Raw genomic sequence first — 19,757 nt, forward strand, 5'->3', positions numbered from 1 at the left:
AGCGCTGGACAGGCGCTCTGCCCCCAGTATGGGTTATGACCCGCAAGAGGGAGGAAACGAGATGGAACAGTGCTGGCGTTGGTTCGGGCCCGAAGATCCCGTCACGCTCGATCATGTCAAGCAGGCCGGGGCCAGCGGCATCGTCACGGCGCTGCACCATATCTATGATGGCCGCGCATGGACGCTCGACGATGTTCTGGAGCGCAAGGCGATCATCGAGAAGGCGGGCCTGCGCTGGAGCGTCTGCGAATCGATCCCCGTCCCCTCCGAGATCAAGCTCCGCTCCGGCGCCTATCGCGAGAAGATCGACGCCTGGAAGTCCAGCCTCACCAGCCTCGCCAAAGGCGGCGTGAAGGTCATCTGCTACAACTTCATGCCGGTCGTGGACTGGACGCGCACCGATCTCATGTTCCGCCGTCCGACCGGCGGCTATGCGCTGCGCTTCGATATGCCGGATTTCGTCGCTTACGATACCTTCATTCTGAAGCGGCCGAACGCTGCCGCCGGCTATGACGCAGCACTGCTTGCGGAAGCCGAACGCCGCGCCAAGGCCATGGACGAGGCGGCGATCACGCGGCTCGAGAAGAACATCATCGCCGGTCTGCCCGGCGGCGAGGATAGCTATTCGCGCGAGGGGATCGCCCGCCAGATCGCCCGTTTCGATGGGCTGGGCGATGCGGAGATGCGCGACCATCTCATTGAATTCCTGAAGGAAGTCGCCCCGCTCGCCGAGGAGCTCGGCGTGCGGCTCGGCATTCATGCCGATGATCCGCCCTTCTCGCTGTTCGGCCTGCCGCGCGTCGTCTCGACGAGCGCCGATATCCGCACCATCCTTTCGGCCGTCGATCTCACGGCGAACGGCCTGACGCTCTGCTCCGGTTCCTATGGCGCGCGGGCCGATAACGACCTGCCGTCCATGGCGTCGGAATTCGGCAGTCGCGTTCATTTCGTGCATCTGCGCAATGTGACGCGCGAGGCGGATGGCTCGTTCTTCGAGGACGATCACCTCGCCGGCAGCACCGACATGGTGAAGCTGATCGTGGCGCTGACCCGCGAGGAGCGCCGCCGCCGCGCCGAAGGCCGCAGCGATGCCGATATCCCCATGCGGCCGGATCACGGCCATCTCCTCGTCGACGACATCACCAAGGTCGAGGCGGGCATGCGCGTCAATCCGGGCTATTCCTGCATCGGCCGCCTGAAGGGCCTCGCCGAACTCCGCGGCGTCATGGCTGCGGTCGATCAGCTCGTCCCAGCCTGAGCTCGTGACAGGACGGCGTAATCCCTTCGAGTTGTGACGCCGTTCACATTTCTCTCGCGCCGGGTTGACTCTTCGCCAGCACTTCCCATTTTTGCGAGCGAATGTTCATTCGCATAGCGAAAACGGGGTGTGGCATGGCGGTGGTGGTGGGTCTGGACCCGGGGGAACGGACGAATACGCACGAAGCGCGGCGCGCCCAGGTGCTCGACGCGGCCCGCATCTGTTTCGCCCGCTCCGGCTTTCGCGGCGCCTCGATGCAGGAGATCTGTTCCGAGGCGAAGATGAGCCCGGGCGCCCTCTATCGCTACTTTCCGTCCAAGGAAACGATCATCGAGGCGATCGCTGCGGACGAGCGCTGCGACGCCGCTGCGATCGTCGAGACGATGCGCGGTGATGCGCCGCTCCTCGATCGCACGGTCCGCTGCGCCATGAATTATTTCGCCTTCATGCGCGAGGCCGGTGCCTCGAGCCTGATGGCAGAAATCGGCGCCGAGAGCCTTCGCAACTCCGCGATCGGGCAACGATTTGCCCGCATCGACGACCATGTGCGCGCGACCATCGACGATATCCTGTCCGAAGCGGTGGGGCGCGGCGAGATTCCGCCGATCGACGACATGAACGCGACCATCGGCGTCCTCATGGCGGCGGTCGATGGCATTGCGCTCCGCCAGATTGCCGATCCCGATCTGACGCTTGCCCGCGTCGAGCCGGTCCTGCGCCGGATGCTCGCAGGCATATTGCAGATCACGGCCTGAATGTACGAGAGAGGCGCCAGAAGCGCCCCGTGCCCCACTTTTTCGAGAAGGCGCTGCGCAAGCGGCGGTCAGAGATGAAGTCTGAAATCCGTCTCGCGGCTTCGGCCGCCCTTGCCGCTTTCCTCGCCGGTGCATGCGTTGCGTTGCTGTCAGCACCAGCTGCCTTCGGAGCGGAGGCCACAGCGCCGGTGGCTGTAGCACGGCCCCCGGCCATCACGGTCGCATCGGCCGCGCGCGGCGAGGTCGTCGAAACGGAGACCGTCGTCGGTTCGCTGGTGCCGCGCGAGGAGGTGCTGGTCGGCGTCGATCTCGATGGCTATCGCCTCACGGAGCTTCACGCGGAGGAAGGCGACAGGGTCAAGGCCGGCCAGGTTCTTGCCCGTCTTTCGACCGATACGCTCGAAGTCCTGCTCGCCCAGAATGCCTCCTCGCTCGCCCGCAACGATGCGGCAATCGCGCAGGCCAGGAGCCAGATCGCCGAGGCCGTTGCGACCGAGGTGGAGGCCAAGTCGTCGCTGGAGCGCGGTGCCTCGCTGCAGGAGAAGGGCTTTGCCTCGACAAGCGTGCTCGATCAGCGCCGCTCGCTGGCTGGCGCCGCCAGCGCGCGACGCGCGGCGGCCGAGCAGGGGCTGGCGGTCGCCGAGGCTGACAAGGCGCTGACGGAAGCGCTTCGCCGCGAGCTGGAACTCCGCCTTGCCAAGACGGAGATCAAGGCGCCGACCGACGGCATTGTCCTGTCGCGCAATGCCCGCATCGGCGCGATCGTCTCGGGCGCTGGCGAGCCGCTGTTCCGCATCGCCGAGGACGGCGCGATCGAGATGGAGGCGCAGGTTCCCGAAACGGCCCTCGCGCGCATTGCCGTCGGCCAGCCGGTCGTGATTCATTCCGCCGGCATCGATACGGTCATCGCGGGCACGGTCCGGCTGGTTGCACCCCGGATCGACAGCACGAGCCGCCTTGGACATGTCCGTGTGGCGCTTCCGGCAGATGCGAAGGTCAATGCAGGAGCCTTCGCGCGCGGCACGGTCGAAATCGCCAGGCATTCAGGCGTGGTGCTGCCGCAGTCTGCCATCGTGACGGTGGACGGCAAGCCGACCGCGCAGGTTGTCAAGAACGGCAGGGTCGAGACGCGGGCGCTCGAGACTGGCATTTCGGGCGGCGGGGTCGTGGAGATCCGTTCAGGCGTGGCCAAGGGCGAAGACGTCATCGTCCGGGCCGGCACTTTTGTGCGCGATGGCGATCAGGTGACGCCGGTGATGGCGTCGGCGGAAGGAGCGAAGGGATGAACTGGAACTTCTCCGCCTGGGCGATCCGGAACCCGGTTCCGCCTATCCTGCTCTTCGTCGTGCTGATCGCGCTCGGCCTCTATTCGTTCGCTCATCTGCCGATCACGAAATTCCCGAATATCGACGTTCCCGTCATTGCCGTGACGGTCACCGATGTTGGTTCGGCTCCGGCCGAGCTCGAGACCCAGGTGACGAAGAAGGTCGAGGATGCGATCGCCGGCATTTCCGGCGTCAAGCATGTGACGTCGACGGTCACGGACGGCTCGTCGACCACGGCGGTCGAATTCCGGCTCGAAATCAACACCGATCGCGCACTCAACGACGTCAAGGACGCCATCGCCAAGATCCGCGGCGATCTGCCGGGATCAATCGACGAGCCGATCGTGCAGCGCATCGATGTCGAGGGTCAGTCGATCCAGTCCTATGCCGTCACAGCGCCGACCCTGACGCCGGAGGAACTGTCGTGGTTCGTCGATGACACCGTCATCCGTGACCTGCAGGGACTCAAGGGCGTCGGCCGTGTCGAGCGCATGGGCGGCGTCACGCGCGAGATCCAGGTCAGGCTCGATCCGGACCGGCTGATGGCGCTCGGCGTCACGGCGGCCGAAGTCAGCCGCCAGCTGAAGGCGACCAATGTCGATCTTTCCGGCGGCAAGGCGGAGGTCGGCGGCCAGGAGCAGACGATCCGGACGCTCGCCAATGCGATGAATCTGGACCAGCTCGCCGCGACGCGGATCGTGCTCTCCGGCGGGCGCGAAGTGCGCCTTTCCGATCTCGGAACGGTGGTTGACGGCTATCAGGAGCCGAAGTCCTATGCGCGGCTCGACGGCAAGCCGGTGGTCGCCTTCGCGATCTATCGGGCCAAGGGCGCCAGCGACGCTTCGGTCTCCGATGTCGTCAAGGCCGAGGTCGCGGCGCTGCAGGCGTCCCATCCCGATATCGGCTTCTCGCGCATCGACGACAGCGTCTATTACACCTACGGCAACTATGAGAGCGCGATGGATACGCTCGTCGAGGGGGCGCTGCTGGCGATCCTCGTCGTGCTGCTGTTCCTCCGCGATATTCGCGCCACTCTGATTGCGGCCGTCGCGCTGCCGCTCTCGGCGATCCCGACCTTCTGGGCGTTGTCGATGCTCGGCTTTTCGCTGAATCTCATCAGCCTGCTTGGCATCACGCTCGTCACGGGCATTCTCGTCGACGATGCGATCGTCGAGATCGAGAATATCGTCCGCCATATCCGCATGGGCAAGAAGCCCTACAAGGCGGCGCTGGAGGCGGCGGACGAAATCGGTCTCGCGGTCATCGCGATCTCCGCGACGATCATCGCGATCTTCGCGCCGGTTTCCTTCATGGGCGGCGTTGCCGGCCAGTATTTCAAGCAGTTCGGCCTCACAGTGGCCATCGCAGTGTTCTTCTCGCTGCTCGTCGCGCGGCTGATCACGCCGATGATGGCGGCGTTCTTCATGCGCGAGCCCTATGCGGGCGATGGCAGCGATGGGCGCAAGGTCTATCGCGGCGCCTGGCCGACCTTCCGCAGGCGGGTGGGTGCGCTTGCCGTGATCGGCGTGCTGTTCCTCGCCGTGCTCATGTTGGCCGAAAGCGCAGGCCCGGCTGCTGCCTGGTGGGCGCCGCTCGCCAGCCTCGATGCGCTTGCGGCGCGGCTTGCGGCGCATGGCTGGGCGCTGGTCATCGGCGGCACCCTCGCCGCCGTACTCATCATCGCGGGATTCACGACATGGCTCGGCCGTCCGCACCCCGAGGAGCATGAAGACGGCTTCATCATGCGCCTCTATACGGGGCTGCTGCGCGCGACGCTCTGGCGGCCGCGCATTCGCGTTCCTTTCGCGACGCGCGTCGAGGATGGCGTGAAGCGCCCGGTTCGCCTCCGCGTTCCGGTCATGCCGCTCGTGACCATCGCTGCCGGCATCGCCTTCTTCCTCGTCTCGATGAACGCGACGCAATATCTCCCGACCGGCTTCATCCCGCCGGTTGACGAGGGCCGCATCGTTACCTCGGTCGAGCTGCCGCCCGGCGCCCGGCTCGACGAGACCACACGCGTCAGCGACGCCATTTCGGCGAAGCTCGGCAAGATCGATGGCGTCGAAAGCGTCTTCGTCATGGGTGGCACCTCGCCGACCGGCACGCTCGAAAAGCGCCGCGCCACCGTCATCCTGAACCTGACGCCGAAGGAAAGCGGTCGTCCGAGCCAGAAGGACCTGCAATTCGTCGTGCAGGATACACTGGCCGGCATTCCCGATATCCGCGCCTTCTTCATGAACGAGCGCGGTGATCGCGAAGCGACGGTCGGCATCCTCGGCCGCGACGGCGACGCCGTGGCTGCCGCCGCGAGCAATCTCGAAGCGGAGATGCGCAAGGATCCGATCTTCTCCAATCCCGCGGCGCAGGCTTCTTTTGCCCGGCCCGAGATCCGGATCAGCCCAAAGGCCGATCAGGCCGCCGATCTCGGCATCTCCACCAGTGCGATCTCGGAAACCGTCCGCGTCGCCACCATGGGCGATGCCGACAGCCAGCTCGCCAAGTTCACGGTCGGCGACCGGCAGATCCCGATCCGCGTCGAACTCAAGGAGGGTTCGCGTGGCGATCTCTCGCTGCTCTCGGCGCTGCGCGTGCCGACCGGCTCGGGCGGCTCGGTGCCGCTCTCGACCGTCGCCAATATCGGCTTCGGCCAGGGTCCGTCGACCATCGAACGCTATGATCGCGAACGGCTGGTCAAGGTCGGCACCGACATGGCGCCGGGCTACACCTCAGGCCAGGGGCTCGACCGCATCAAGGCTCTGCCGGCGGTCAAGGATTTCCCGGCCGGTGTGCGTATTCAGGACACGGGCGACGCCGAGATCCAGGGCGAGGTCTTCTCAGGCTTTGCCGTGGCGATGGGCGCGGGCATCATGATGGTGTTCGTGGTGCTGATCCTGCTCTTCAACAGCGTGATCCAGCCGATCACCATCCTGGCCTCGCTGCCGCTTTCGGTCGGCGGCGTGGTTGCGGCCCTGCTGCTCACCAACAACGCGCTCTCGATGCCCGTCATCATCGGCATCCTGATGCTTATGGGCATCGTCACCAAGAACGCGATCATGCTGGTCGACTTCGCTGTCGAGCGCGAGAAGCACGGCATGGAGCAGACGGAAGCGGTGATCGATGCCGGCCGCAAGCGTGCCCGGCCGATTGTGATGACCACCATCGCCATGGCCGCAGGCATGCTCCCCGCCGCTTACGGCGTCGGACAGGGCGGCGAGTTCCGTTCGCCAATGGCCATCGCGGTGATCGGCGGTCTGCTGGTCTCGACCGTGCTGTCGCTGGTCTTCATCCCCTCCGTCTATTCGGTGATGGATGATGTCTCGCGCGGCATCTCCGGGCTGTTCCACTGGATCGTCAAGCCGAACAGCCGCGAGGAGTCCGGAAACGAAACAGGGGACGCACCGCCGCCGGTAGCTCACTCCAGCGAGCCGACTGCGGCCGAGCATGCCGCGGCGATGCGGATCGCTGCCGAATAGACGTCTCCCGACGGCCGCCGAGGCAGGCTGTCGGGGTGATGGTTAACTGGAACGATCCAAAAAATTTTTAGATGATATGAAGCCTGCAATTCCGATATCAGCGGAATTGCAGGCTTTCTGACTTTTGGCAGCCTCTTGACGCCGCAATCGCCGCGGAATAGGAAACTGGAACGTTCCAAAATATAGAGATCGATAGCGATCCAATGAACGCCCGGGAAACGCCAGCTTCCGCTTCACGCGTCACGATGATCGACATCGCCCGCCATGCCGGCGTGTCGAAGTCTACGGTGTCGCTCGTGCTGCAGGCGAGCCCGCTGGTCAAGGCCGAGACGCGCGACAAGGTCAACGCGGCGATCGAGGCGCTCGGCTATGTCTATAATCGCGGCGCGGCCAATCTGCGCGGTTCGCGGTCCAACATTGTCGGCATGGTCATCAACGATCTGGCCAACCCGTTCTTTGCCGAGCTTGCCGTCGGCATCGAGCGCGTCTTCCACGCTGCCGGCTATATCCCGTTCATCGCCAACACGATCGAAAATGCGAAGCGCCAGAGCGAGGTGCTGCGCTCGATGTCGGAGCATGACATCGCCGGCCTGATCATCTGCCCGGCGCGCGGCACGCGTCCGGCCGATATCGAGGCGCTGGCGCAGATCGGCGTGCCGACCGTGCTCGCGATGCGCCGCCTCGCCGGCCCGAAATTCTCGTCCGTAACGCCGGATAATCTGCGCGGGGCTCGTCGGGCGACGGAACATCTGATCGCGCTTGGCCATCGCCGCATCGCCTTTTTCGGCGGCTATTCAGACATGATTGCGCAGAACGATCGCTGCGGCGGCTATCAGGCGGCGTTGGCTGCGGCCGATATCCCGTTCGACCGCTCGCTGGTGATCGAGGGTCCGCCCAATCGCGACTGCGGCCTCAATGCGATCGGCCATGTGCTCGATATGGCCGAGCCTGCGACCGCTGCGCTCTGCTTCAACGATGTCGTCGCTTTCGGCGTGCTTTCGGGCCTCGAACGGCGCGGCCTCGCCGCCGGCCGTGACTTCGCGCTGGTCGGCTTCGACGACGTTGCCGAGGCGCGCCACACCAATCCGCCGCTCACCACCGTGCATGTCGATACCGGCGCCCTTGGCGAGCGGGCGGCGCATCAGGTGTTGCGCATGATCCATGGCGATACGCGGCCGGAGGAGTTCGTCAGCGATGTCGACCTCGTCGTCAGGGCAAGCTGCGGCGCCACATCCGGGAGAGAAGCATGACCACGATCCGCTGGGGCCTCATCGGCGCCTCCAATATCGCCCGCGAGCATGTCATCAACGCGATCCGGCAAAATGGCGGCGACGTCCTGTCGGTGATGAGTTCGGATGCCGGTCGCGCCAACGAGTATGCGGCGGCCAACGGCATTCCGTCCGGCACTGACAGCCTCGGCGCGCTGCTCGAACGCGATGATATCGACGCGGTCTATATCTCGACCACCAACGAGCTGCATCGCGATCAGGCGCTCGCCGCCGCCAGGGCCGGCAAGCATATCCTCTGCGAAAAGCCGCTGGCGCTCGCTTTGGCCGATGCCCATGCGATGGTCGATGCGGCCAAGGCCGCGGGCGTGGTCTTCGCCACCAATCATCACCTCCGCAATGCCGGCGCCCATCGCGCGATGCGGGCCGCGATCGCCGAAGGGCGGATCGGCAAGCCGCTGGCGGCGCGCGTGTTCCATGCGGTCTATCTGCCGCCATTCCTGCAGGGTTGGCGCATCAATGCGCCGGCTGCGGGCGGCGGCGTCATCCTCGATATCGCCGTGCATGACGCGGATACGCTGCGCTTCGTTCTCGGCGACGAGCCGGACAGTGTGCAGGCGCTGACCCAATCGGCCGGCATGGCCGAGGGCGGGCTCGAGGACGCCGTGATGACGATGGCGCGGTTCCGTTCCGGCCTGATCGCGCAGACGCATGATGCCTTCACCTCGAAATATGCCGGCACCGGCTTTGAAGTGCATGGCACCGAAGGCTCGCTGATCGCGCGGGATGTCATGACCCAGAAGCCGATTGGCTCGCTGGCGCTGCGCGATGCGTCCGGTGAGCGTGAACTGGCGTTCGATCGGAACGATCTCTATGTCCGCGCGCTCGGCGCTTTCCATGCGGCGACGCGCGGCGAGGGCCAGCCGGCGGCAACGGGCGAGGACGGCATCCGCTCGCTCGCCTTCGGCCTCGCCGTTGCTGAGGCAGCGCGGACCGGCGCGCGGGTCAAGGTGGAGACGGGGCTCTGAGCATGGCTTCGAAGGTCATCACGGCCGCCGAGGCCGCGGCCCTCGTCAAGGACGATGCCGTCGTGACGGTGTCCTCGGCAAGCGCGCTTGGCTGTCCGGATGCGACGCTGGCGGCGATCGGCGCGCATTTCGAGGCGACCGGCCATCCGAAGAACCTGACGATGCTGCATCCGATCGCCGCCGGCGACATGTATGGCATCAAGGGCATCGATCATATCGCGAAGCCCGGCCTGCTTGGCCGCATCCTCGCCGGCTCGTATCCCTCCGGCCCCTCAACGGCCGAGCCACCGGCGATCTGGAAAATGGTCGGCGACAACGCCATCCAAGCCTACAATATTCCCTCGGGCATTCTCTTCGACATGCATCGCGAGGCGGCGGCGAAGCGCCCCGGCGTCATCACCAAGGTCGGCCTCGATACCTTCGCCGATCCGCGCCGGCAGGGCTGCGCGATGAACGCCGCGGCCGAAGCGGCCCCGGTGGTCGAGGTGCTCGAGTTCCGCGGCGAGGAATGGCTGTTCTTCCCTGCCGTCGTCCCCGATGTGGCGATCATCCGCGCGACGACCGCTGACGAGCGCGGCAATCTCACTTTCGAGCATGAAGGTGCCTATCTGGGCCCGCTCGATCAGGCACTCGCCGTGCGCAACAATGGCGGCATCGTCATTGCGCAGGTGAAGCGCATCACCCAGGCCGGCACGATGAAGCCGCTCGATGTGCATGTGCCCGGCATCCTCGTCGATTACGTCGTCGTCGCGCCGGATCAGTGGCAGACCTGCCAGACGGCCTATGAGCCCGCGATCTCGGGCGAAATCTCGCGGCCGCTCGAAAGCTTCGACATTCCCGCATTCGATATCGCCAAGGTCATCGCCCGCCGCGTGGCGATGGAGCTGAAAGCCGGCTGGGCGGTCAATATCGGCTTCGGCATTTCGGCCAATGTGCCGCGCATCCTGATCGAGGAAGGCCGGCATGGTGACGTCACCTGGGTCATCGAGCAAGGTGCGGTCGGCGGCGTGCCGTTGCTCGACTTCCAGTTTGGCTGCGCGTCGAATGCCGAAGCGATCGTCCCGAGCCCGCAGCAATTCGTCTATTTCCAGGGCGGCGGTTTCGACTGCTCGCTGCTCTCCTTCCTGCAGATCGACGCGTCCGGCTCGGTCAACGTTTCCCGCCTCTCGACGCGGCCGCATGTGACCGCCGGGGCCGGCGGCTTCGTCGATATCACTGCGCGCGCCAAACGCATCGTCTTCTCCGGCTATTTCAACGCCGGCGCCAAATTTGCGATCGAGAAGGGCGCGGTTGGGATCGTCAAGGAAGGCAAGATCAAGAAGCTCGTTCCGGAGGTGGAGCATGTCTCTTTCTCCGGCCGCCGCGCGGTCGCGCAGGGCCAGGAGATCCTCTACGTCACCGAGCGTTGCGTGATGCGCCTGACGCCTCAAGGTGTCGAGGTGGTCGAGATCGCGCCCGGCTTTGAGCTGGAGCGCGACATCCTCGGCCAGGCCGATTTCCCGCTTCTCGTGGCGAAAGATCTGAAGCGGACGCCCGGGCGGCTCTATCAGCCGGCCAAGATCGACCTCACGCTCGATGGAGCGGTCCATGTCTGAGAGCCGCATCCGCAGCGAGATCGACGGTCCGATTGCGATCCTGACGCTTGACCGGCCGGACAAGCTGAATGCGCTCGATCAGGCGATGATTGATGGCATCGAGGCCTTCGTCGCGTCGACAGAGGCTAACCGCGCCGTGCGCGCAGCCATCATCACTGGTGCTGGCGAGCGGGCCTTTTCGGCCGGCGGCGACATCGCTGCCTGGGCCGGGCTCGACCCGATCACCTTCATGCGCGACTGGATCCGCAACGGCCATCGCGTTTTCGATCGCCTTGCCCGTCTGCGCCAACCGCTGATTGCCTGCCTCAACGGCCATGCCTTCGGCGGCGGGCTCGAACTCGCCGCGACGGCCGACTTGATCGTCATGGAGGCGCATGGCCGCATTGGCCTGCCCGAGACGGGCCTTGCGATGGTGCCGGGCTGGTCGGGAACGCAGCGACTGGTGCGCCGTTTCGGCTCGCGCGTCGTCAAGCGCATGGCGCTTGGCGGCGAGATGTTCGGCGCCGAGGAGGCGCTGGCGCTCGGGCTCGTCGACAAGGTCGTGCCGAAAGGCGAGGGCCTCGCCGCCGCCAAGGCGCTTGCGGTTTCGATCGCTGCCCGTGGCCCGGTGGCGGTGCAAGTCACCAAGCAGTTGATCAATGCCGCCGAGGGCGAGGAGCAGGCATCGGCGATCGAATCCGTCGCTGGCGCGCTCGCAGCCTTCACTGAAGATCTGAAAGAGGGCGCCGCCAGCTTCCGTGAGAAGCGCGCGCCCCGTTTTGAGGATTGCTGACATGACGCTTCACATCGATCCGGCGCGCCTTGACGAGGCGACCAGCGGCCCCCGCCGCTACCAGATGCTGATCGACGGCAAGTGGACAGACGGCGAAGTCGGCCTTGAGGGCGAGCGCGTCAGTCCGGGCCACGGCATTGTCGTCAGCCGCTATGCCTTCGGTTCCGAGGCGGATGTCGCACGCGCCGTCGCGGCCGCCCGCCGCGCTTTCCACCGTGGCCCCTGGCCGCGCATGAAGGCTGCGGATCGCGCCGCCGTGCTGCTGAAGACGGCCGATCTCATCGATGCGAGGCGCGAGGAGATCGCCCGCCTCGATGCGATCGAAAGCGGCAAGCCGATCAGCCAGGCCCGGGGCGAGATCGCGGGCGCCGCCGATATCTGGCGCTATGCCGCCTCGCTGGCGCGCACGCTGCATGGCGAAAGCTATGCCAATCTCGGCGACGACATGCTCGGCGTCGTGCTGCGCGAGCCGGTCGGTGTGGTCTCGATCATCACGCCGTGGAATTTCCCCTTCCTGATCGTGGCGCAGAAGCTGCCTTTCGCGCTTGCCGCCGGCTGCACGACGGTGGTCAAGCCGAGCGAGATGACCTCGGCCTCGACCGTGGTGCTTGGCGAGATCCTGATGCAGGCCGGGCTGCCGGAAGGCGTCTGCAACATCGTGCTCGGCACAGGGCCCGAAGTCGGCGCCCATATGGTCGCGCATCGCGACGTCGACATGGTGACCTTCACCGGCTCGACACGCGTCGGCAAGGCGACGGTGCAGGCGGCCGGCGCGACGCTCAAGAAAGTGGCGATGGAGCTCGGCGGCAAGAATGCGCAGATCGTGTTCCCCGATGCCGATCTCGAAGCCGCCGTCGATGCGGCCGTGTTCGGCGCCTTCTTCAATGCCGGCGAATGCTGCAATGCCGGCAGCCGGCTCATCATCCACAAGGCGGTGGCGAAGGATTTCCTCGCGGCCTTCGAGAAGCGCGCGGCCAGGGTCAAGGTTGGCGATCCGCTCGACGACGCGACGAAGGTCGGCGCGATCATCACGCCGGAGCATCTGAAGAAGATCGAGAACGCCGTCGTCGACGCGACCGCCGATGGCGCGTCCGTGGCGCTCGGCGGGGCCGGCCTCACGAGCGCTGCCGGCCAGTACATGACGCCGACGGTCGTCACGGGCGTGAAGCCTGACATGGCGATCGCCCGCGAGGAGGTGTTTGGTCCGGTTCTCTCCGTGCTCGAATTCGAGCGGGTCGAGGAAGCACTTCGCCTCGCGGACCTGACCGACTACGGCCTGTCGGCGGGCGTCTGGTCGCGCGACATCGATACCGCGATGACGGTTGCCCGCTCAGTTCGCACGGGCACCGTCTGGGTGAATACCTTTATGGATGGCTATCCGGAACTGCCCTTCGGCGGCATGAAACAGAGCGGAATCGGTAGAGAACTCGGCCGAAACGCGGTAGAAGATTTTTCGGAGGCCAAAACAATTCAGTTCCATCGGGGTCCGCGCACTTCGTGGTGGGTGGAAGACTGATGGAGGAGACGGCCGGCTCTGGAGGGGGCCGGACGGGGATAGATGCGTCACTCGGGAGGAGATGATGATGCGTAAGCTGATGATGGCTGCGGCCATGCTGGCGACGACGGCGCTTACCGCGCATGCGGACGACGTCAAGGAAGTGCAGATGCTGCACTGGTGGACATCGGGTGGCGAGGCCGCTGCCCTCAACGTCCTCAAGCAGGATCTCGCCAAGGAAGGCTACACCTGGAAGGACGTTCCGGTGGCCGGCGGTGGCGGCGACGCCGCCATGACGGCGCTGAAGGCGATGGTCGCGGCTGGCAATCCGCCGACGGCTTCGCAGATGCTGGGCTACACGGTTCTGGATTATGCCGAAGCCGGCAAGATGGGCGACCTGACCGAGACGGCCGTTGCCGAAGGTTGGGACAAGGCTGTTCCGGCAGCACTGCAGAAGTTCGCCGTCTATGACGGCAAGTGGGTCGCGGCGCCGGTCAATGTCCATTCCGTGAACTGGCTTTGGATCAACAAGGCCGTGATGGACAAGATCGGCGGCACCGAGCCGAAGACCTTCGACGACTTCATCGCCCTGCTCGACAAGGCGAAGGCGGCCGGCGTCACGCCGCTCGCGCTCGGTGGCCAGAACTGGCAGGAAGCCACCATGTTCGACAGCGTCGTCCTGTCCACCGGCGGCCCCGAGTTCTACAAGAAGGCCTTCAACGATCTCGACGAGGACGCGCTGAAGTCCGACACGATGAAGAAGTCCTTCGACAACCTTGCCAAGCTCAAGGGCTATGTCGATCCGAACTTCTCGGGCCGTGACTGGAATCTTGCCACCGCCATGGTGATCAACGGCGATGCGCTGGTGCAGGTGATGGGCGACTGGGCCAAGGGCGAGTTCGTAGCGGCGAAGAAGGTGCCGGGCACCGACTTCCTCTGCTACCGCTTCCCGGGCACAGATGGCTCGGTCATCTACAACTCCGACATGTTCGGCATGTTCGACGTTCCGGATGATCGCAAGGCGGCTCAGATTGCGCTCGCCAAGGCGACGCTGTCCAAGAGCTTCCAGTCGGCCTTCAACGTGGTCAAGGGTTCGGTTCCGGCCCGCACCGATGTGCCGGATACCGACTTCGACGCCTGCGGCAAGAAGGGCATCGCCGATCTGAAGGCGGCCAATGAAGGCGGCACGCTGTTCGGTTCGCTCGCCCAGGGCTATGGCGCGCCGCCTGCGGTCGCCAATGCCTACAAGGATGTCGTGTCGAAATTCGTCCATGGCCAGATCACCTCGTCCGACCAGGCGGTGGAAGAACTGGTGAAGGCGATCGACGACGCGAAGTAAGCGACGAGTCCTTTCCCGTTCGCTTCGGGCGGGGAAGGAAACCCTGTCATTGCCGGGTTAAACTCCGGCAATGACAGTCGTTCGCAGGATCCGTCGATCGTTGATCCGGAGTTCGCTCATGGCGCTATCAACACACATCCATCAAGAGCTTTTGCCGGTCCGCAGCAGTGCGCCGACGAAGTCGATGCGCGCGCGGATGCAGGATGCGCTGCCGAAGCTCGTGCTGGCGCCGAGCTTCGCGATCACGCTCATCTTCGTCTACGGCTTCATCCTCTGGACGATCTATCTGTCCTTCACCAACTCGAAGGCGTTCCCGAAATATGTGCTCACCGACGCGCGCGCCTATCAGCGCCTGTGGCGCTGGACATTCGAGAGCGACCCGCCGTCGTCCTGGTACACGTCGATCACCAATATGGGCATTTTCGGCGTTCTCTATATCGCCATCTGCCTCGGCCTCGGCCTCCTGATCGCGATCCTCCTCGACCAGAAGATCCGCGGCGAGGGGGTGCTGCGGCCGATCTATCTCTATCCGATGGCGCTTTCGTTCATCGTGACGGGCGTTGCGTGGAAGTGGTTCCTCGATCCCGGCCTCGGCCTTGAGCAGACGCTGCATCAATGGGGCTGGACCTCGTTCCATTTCGACTGGATCAAGAACAAGGACTTCGTGATCTACACGGTCGTCATCGCCGGAGTCTGGCAGGCGTCCGGCTTCGTCATGGCGATGTTCCTGGCCGGCCTTCGCGGCATCGACAGCGAGATCGTCAAGGCATCGCAGATCGACGGCGCCTCGACCTTCCAGCTCTATCGCCGGATCATCATTCCGCTGCTCAGGCCTGTCTTCCTGTCGGCGCTGATCGTGCTCGCCCATATGGCGATCAAGTCCTACGACCTCGTGGTCGCGCTGACCTCGGGCGGGCCTGGCGGCTCGGCCTGGCTGCCGTCCAACTTCATGTATGAGTACACCTTCAAGCGCAACGAGATGGCGGTCGGCTCGGCCAGTGCGGTGATCATGCTCGCCACCATCTCGGCGATCATCGTTCCCTATCTCTATTCCGAACTCCGGGAGAAATCCCGATGAGCGCCATCGCCGCGCCTGGCCGGACGCCCGGATCATCCATCGTCCCGCGCATCGTCATCTACGGGCTGCTGGTCTTCTTCGCGCTGATCTATCTGATCCCGTTCTTCGTGATGCTGGTGACATCGCTGAAGACCATGCCGGAGATTCAGCACGGCAACATGCTGGCGCTGCCGAAGGCGCCAACCCTCGATCCCTGGGTGCGCGCCTGGGGTGAGGCCTGTGTCGGGCTCACCTGCGAGGGCATCCACGGCTATTTCTGGAACTCGATCAAGATGGTCGTGCCGGCCGTCGCGATCTCGACCTTTCTCGGCGCGCTCAACGGCTATGTGCTGACCAAGTGGCGCTTCAAGGGACACAAGCTGGTGTTCGGGCTGATGCTGTTCGCCTGCTTCATTCCCTTTCAGGCGGTGTTGCTGCCGATGGCGACCGTGCTCGGCGAGTTCGGCCAGTTCGGCAAGTTTCTCACCAACACGACCGGCTTCACATTCGGCTTCGGCAACCCGACCGTGAACCTCGTCTTCGTCCACGTCGTCTATGGCCTCGGTTTCACCACGCTTTTCTTCCGCAATTACTACGAGGCCTTCCCGACTGAACTGGTGAAGGCGGCGATGGTCGACGGCGCCAGCTTCTTCCAGATCTTCCGCCGCGTGTTGCTGCCGAATTCGCTGCCGATCATCGTGGTGACGGTGATCTATCAGTTCACCAATATCTGGAACGACTTCCTGTTCGCCTCGGCCTATGCCGGCTCGGGCGACGTGATGCCGATGACGGTGGCGCTCAACAATGTCGTCAACACGTCGACCGGCGTCGTCGAATACAATGTCAACATGGCCGCCGCGATGATCGCCGCGATGCCGACCCTCCTCGTCTATATTCTCGCCGGCCGCTATTTCGTGCGCGGTCTCATGGCGGGCGCCGTCAAGGGATAGAACCATGGCGTTTCTGGAAATCGACCGTCTCGTCAAGCGTTTCGGCGCCACCGAGGTTCTGAAGGGCATCACGCTCGAGGTGGAAGAGGGCGGCTTTCTGGTGCTGGTCGGGCCGTCAGGTTGCGGCAAGTCCACGCTGCTCTCGATGATCGCCGGTCTCGACACGATCTCGGATGGCGAGGTGCGCATCAATGGCCGCCGCGTCAACGAACTGCATCCCTCGCAGCGCGACATCGCGATGGTGTTCCAGTCCTATGCGCTCTATCCGAACATGACGGTGGCCGAGAACATCGCCTTCGGCCTCGAAATGCGCGGCGTACCCAAGACAGATCGCGAGGCGGCGGTCGCCAAGGTCGCCGAGATGCTGCAGATGGGCCATCTTCTGAAGCGCAAACCGAGCCAATTGTCCGGTGGCCAGCGCCAGCGTGTCGCCATGGGCCGCGCCTTGGTGCGCGATCCGCAGGTGTTCCTGTTCGACGAGCCGCTCTCCAATCTCGACGCGAAGCTGCGTGTCGACATGCGCACCGAGATCAAGCGGCTGCACCAGCGCATGGGCACGACGATCGTCTATGTGACGCATGACCAGATCGAGGCTATGACGCTGGCAACGCAGATCGCAGTGCTGAAGGACGGCGTGCTGCAGCAGTTCGGCACGCCGGCCGAGGTCTACAACAACCCCGTCAACATGTTCGTCGCCGATTTCATGGGCTCGCCATCGATGAACCTCGTGCCCGCGCACATTCGTGCCGAGAACGGCAAGACCGTCGTCGCGCTCAGCCGCGCGAACGAGGACGATCTCATCCTCGATCCAGGCGTTGCGTCCACAAAACTCGGTGCAGTGCTCGGCCAGAATGTGCTGCTCGGCATCCGGCCCGAGGCGATCACCGATCATGACGGCGCCGACCGCAATGCCAGGACGCTGGTCGATGTCGATTGCCATGTTGAGGTCGTCGAACCCGCCGGCTCCGATACCTTCGTCGTCACGCATCTCGGCGGCAAACATGTCATCGCGCGCATGCGCTCCGACGCTTCGGTGAGGGGCGGGCAGCGCGCGCCGTTCACCTTCAACATGGACAAGGCCGTGTTCTTCGATCCCCAGACAGAACTGCGGGTGGCGTGATTTCCATGACACCCGACATCGTCATCATCGGCTCGGGCATGGGCGGCTCGACGCTGGCCGCCGGGCTTGCCGGCTCGGGCGCGCGCGTCCTCATCCTGGAGAAGGGGCGTCAGCTCGCCGATCGGCCTGAAAATCGCGACGCGCGCGCTATTTTCCAGCGCGGCTATTTTCGGCCCAAGGAGCAGTGGTACGACGCCGAAGCGAGCGATGCGCCCTTCAACCCCGGCAACTACTACTATGTCGGCGGCAATTCGAAGTTCTACGGCGCGGTGCTGATCCGCTACCGCGCCGAGGATTTCGAGGCGATGGAGCATGATGGTGGCGTCTCGCCAGCCTGGCCGATCCGCTATGCGGAAATGGAACCCTATTACAGCCGCGCCGAACAGCTGTACCGGGTCCGCGGTGCGCTCGGCGAAGACGCGACCGAGCCCTATCACTCGCAGCCCTATGCCTTCGGCGCCATCCGCGACGAACCCGCTCTGGCCCAAGTGCGCGCGCGCCTCGCGAAGGTGGGCCTGCATCCGGCCTCGCTGCCGCTCGGCGTCGACATCGATCAATGGCTGAAAAAGGCGCGGACGCCATGGGACGCGTTCCCCGACGCCCGCACCGGCAAGATGGACGCCGAGACCTGCGGCCTCGCGACGGCCCTCGCCGATCCCAACATCACGATCGAGACCGGCGCCGAGGTCACGCGGCTCATCGCGGGACCCGATGGCCGCATCACCTCCGTCGTCTATGTTCAGGACGGCGAAACGAAGACGCTGTCACCGAAGATCGTTGTGCTCTCGACCGGCGCGGTGAAGTCGGCGGCCATGCTGCTTGGCTCGAAAAGCGAAGCCTTCCCCAACGGCCTCGCCAACGGCTCGGACGCCGTCGGGCGCTATTTCATGAGCCACAACATGACGGCGATGATCGCCGTCGATCCGCGTTTCACGAATGACGCGATCCATCAGAAGACGTTTGGCTTCAACGACTTCTATCTGTCGGACGGCAAGGGCGGAAAGCCGCTCGGCAACATGCAGCTTCTCGGCCGCGTCTCCGGCGCGATCCTCAAGGCGAATGTCCGCTTCGCACCGGAATGGGCGCTCAACCTCCTGTCGCGTCACAGCGTCGACTTCCTCGCCATGAACGAGGATCTGCCCGATCGCGACAGCCGCATCCGCGTCGATGGCGACCGCGTCATCATGCAGTGGAAGCGATCCAACATGGAGGCGCACTGGAAGCTCGTTCGCGTCATGAAGGAGCGTTTCCATGCGGCAGGTTTTCCGCTGGTGCTGACGCACCACTTCGACGGGCGCACACCCTCGCATCAATGCGGCACCGTGCGCTTCGGCACTGATCCGGCCAGTTCGGCGCTGGATATCTGGTGCCGCGCCCATGACCATCGCAATCTCTTCGTCGTCGACGCCGGCTTCCTGCCGACCTCGGCCGCCGTCAACCCCGCGCTGACGATCGCGGCGCAGGCGTTGCGCACCGCCGACCATATGATTGCGACCGGGTTCGCGGCATGACAGCGACGAGCAGCCAGCGTCCGGTTGCTCTCGTGACAGGCGCGCGGCGTGGCATCGGGCTCGCCATCGCCGCGGCGTTTGCTCGCGCCGGCCATGACGTGGCGTTGACCGACATTGTGCGCGACGATCAGGCGGAAGCAGCGCTCGCCCACACCGAGGCGCTCGGCGCGCGTGCGCATTTCGCGGCCTTCGATCTCGCTGATCTCGCCGCACATGCGCCGGCGTTGGCACAGATCGAGGAAGCGCTCGGCCCCGTCGATGTGCTGGTCAACAATGCCGGCATCGGCGCGGTGGTGCGTGGTGATCTTCTCGATCTGCTCCCGGAGAATCTTGACGCCGTTCTGGCGGTCAATCTCACCGGCACGCTGTTCTTCACGCAGGCCGTCGTAAAGCGAATGCTGGCCCGCCGGGCGGCTCATCCCCGCGCTGTCCTCACCGTCTCCTCGGTTTCGGCGGCGCTCGCCTCGCCCGAGCGGACGGATTACTGCGTCTCGAAGGCCGCGCTCGCGATGTTCGTCCAGAACCTCGCGCTTCGCCTTGCGGGCACCGATATCGGCGTCTTCGAGCTGCGGCCGGGCATCATCCGCACCGAGATGACCGCGAAGGTCAGCGAAAAATATGACCGTCTGATCGCCGATGGCCTGGTGCCGGCCGGGCGTTGGGGCGAGGGCGCCGATATCGGCCGCGCTGCGGTGGCCTTGGCAACCGGCGCCTTCGGCTTCGCAACCGGAACTGTCGTCAATCTCGATGGCGGGCTCGCAATACCGAGATTGTGACGGCTTGCATCGCCAGATGATCTCAATTGATAGTTGGAACGTTCCAATCTGCGCGTCGCGCGGAGCGGATGGGAGGA

The 19,757-nt window shown here is 64.9% G+C and carries 15 protein-coding genes; all 15 read left to right on the forward strand.

The window, feature by feature from the left end; translation table 11 throughout:
- Positions 1-61: 61 nt before the first annotated feature.
- Positions 62-1,258, forward strand: a complete 1,197-nt coding sequence (gene uxuA, locus LB518_RS06255; RefSeq protein ID WP_224574545.1) for a mannonate dehydratase — start codon at positions 62-64, stop codon at positions 1,256-1,258.
- A gap of 134 nt (positions 1,259-1,392) precedes the next feature.
- The gene (locus tag LB518_RS06260; RefSeq protein ID WP_224574547.1) at positions 1,393-2,013 is read left to right on the forward strand and encodes a TetR/AcrR family transcriptional regulator; all 621 of its coding nucleotides are present in this window, start codon (positions 1,393-1,395) and stop codon (positions 2,011-2,013) included.
- A 29-nt stretch (positions 2,014-2,042) separates the two neighbouring features.
- Complete coding sequence (locus tag LB518_RS06265; protein WP_224574549.1) at positions 2,043-3,299, forward strand: efflux RND transporter periplasmic adaptor subunit; 1,257 nt, start codon at positions 2,043-2,045, stop codon at positions 3,297-3,299.
- Positions 3,296-6,811: an efflux RND transporter permease subunit gene (locus LB518_RS06270; RefSeq protein WP_224574551.1), complete on the forward strand. Its 3,516-nt coding sequence runs from the start codon at positions 3,296-3,298 to the stop codon at positions 6,809-6,811. Before LB518_RS06265 ends, LB518_RS06270 begins: the two co-directional genes overlap by 4 nt.
- 203 nt (positions 6,812-7,014) lie before the next feature.
- Positions 7,015-8,061: a LacI family DNA-binding transcriptional regulator gene (locus tag LB518_RS06275; RefSeq protein WP_224574553.1), complete on the forward strand. Its 1,047-nt coding sequence runs from the start codon at positions 7,015-7,017 to the stop codon at positions 8,059-8,061.
- Positions 8,058-9,065 (forward strand): Gfo/Idh/MocA family protein, encoded by a 1,008-nt coding sequence (locus LB518_RS06280; protein ID WP_224574555.1) that lies wholly within the window; start codon positions 8,058-8,060, stop codon positions 9,063-9,065. The genes LB518_RS06275 and LB518_RS06280 overlap by 4 nt, the downstream gene beginning before the upstream one ends.
- A complete protein-coding gene (locus LB518_RS06285) occupies positions 9,062-10,660 on the forward strand; it encodes an acyl CoA:acetate/3-ketoacid CoA transferase (RefSeq protein ID WP_224575714.1) in 1,599 nt (532 codons plus the stop codon). The genes LB518_RS06280 and LB518_RS06285 overlap by 4 nt, the downstream gene beginning before the upstream one ends.
- Entirely contained in the window at positions 10,653-11,432 is a 780-nt protein-coding gene (locus LB518_RS06290) for an enoyl-CoA hydratase/isomerase family protein (protein ID WP_224574556.1), read from the forward strand. The genes LB518_RS06285 and LB518_RS06290 overlap by 8 nt, the downstream gene beginning before the upstream one ends.
- Before the next feature lies 1 nt (position 11,433).
- Positions 11,434-12,948: an aldehyde dehydrogenase family protein gene (locus LB518_RS06295; RefSeq protein WP_224574558.1), complete on the forward strand. Its 1,515-nt coding sequence runs from the start codon at positions 11,434-11,436 to the stop codon at positions 12,946-12,948.
- Positions 12,949-13,012: 64 nt separating this feature from the next.
- Complete coding sequence (locus LB518_RS06300) at positions 13,013-14,266, forward strand: ABC transporter substrate-binding protein (protein WP_502845794.1); 1,254 nt, start codon at positions 13,013-13,015, stop codon at positions 14,264-14,266.
- 184 nt (positions 14,267-14,450) lie between these two features.
- Positions 14,451-15,344, forward strand: a complete 894-nt coding sequence (locus LB518_RS06305; protein ID WP_224575716.1) for a carbohydrate ABC transporter permease — start codon at positions 14,451-14,453, stop codon at positions 15,342-15,344.
- Positions 15,341-16,273 (forward strand): carbohydrate ABC transporter permease, encoded by a 933-nt coding sequence (locus tag LB518_RS06310; RefSeq protein WP_224574562.1) that lies wholly within the window; start codon positions 15,341-15,343, stop codon positions 16,271-16,273. Before LB518_RS06305 ends, LB518_RS06310 begins: the two co-directional genes overlap by 4 nt.
- 4 nt (positions 16,274-16,277) lie before the next feature.
- Positions 16,278-17,393, forward strand: a complete 1,116-nt coding sequence (locus LB518_RS06315; RefSeq protein ID WP_224574563.1) for an ABC transporter ATP-binding protein — start codon at positions 16,278-16,280, stop codon at positions 17,391-17,393.
- The gene (locus tag LB518_RS06320) at positions 17,393-18,904 is read left to right on the forward strand and encodes an FAD-dependent oxidoreductase (protein WP_224575718.1); all 1,512 of its coding nucleotides are present in this window, start codon (positions 17,393-17,395) and stop codon (positions 18,902-18,904) included. Before LB518_RS06315 ends, LB518_RS06320 begins: the two co-directional genes overlap by 1 nt.
- Complete coding sequence (locus tag LB518_RS06325) at positions 18,901-19,680, forward strand: 3-ketoacyl-ACP reductase (protein WP_224574565.1); 780 nt, start codon at positions 18,901-18,903, stop codon at positions 19,678-19,680. Before LB518_RS06320 ends, LB518_RS06325 begins: the two co-directional genes overlap by 4 nt.
- The last annotated feature ends 77 nt before the right edge of the window (positions 19,681-19,757 follow it).

It is taken from the genome of Mesorhizobium sp. BR1-1-16, assembly GCF_020165495.1.
Taxonomy (GTDB): domain Bacteria; phylum Pseudomonadota; class Alphaproteobacteria; order Rhizobiales; family Kaistiaceae; genus Kaistia.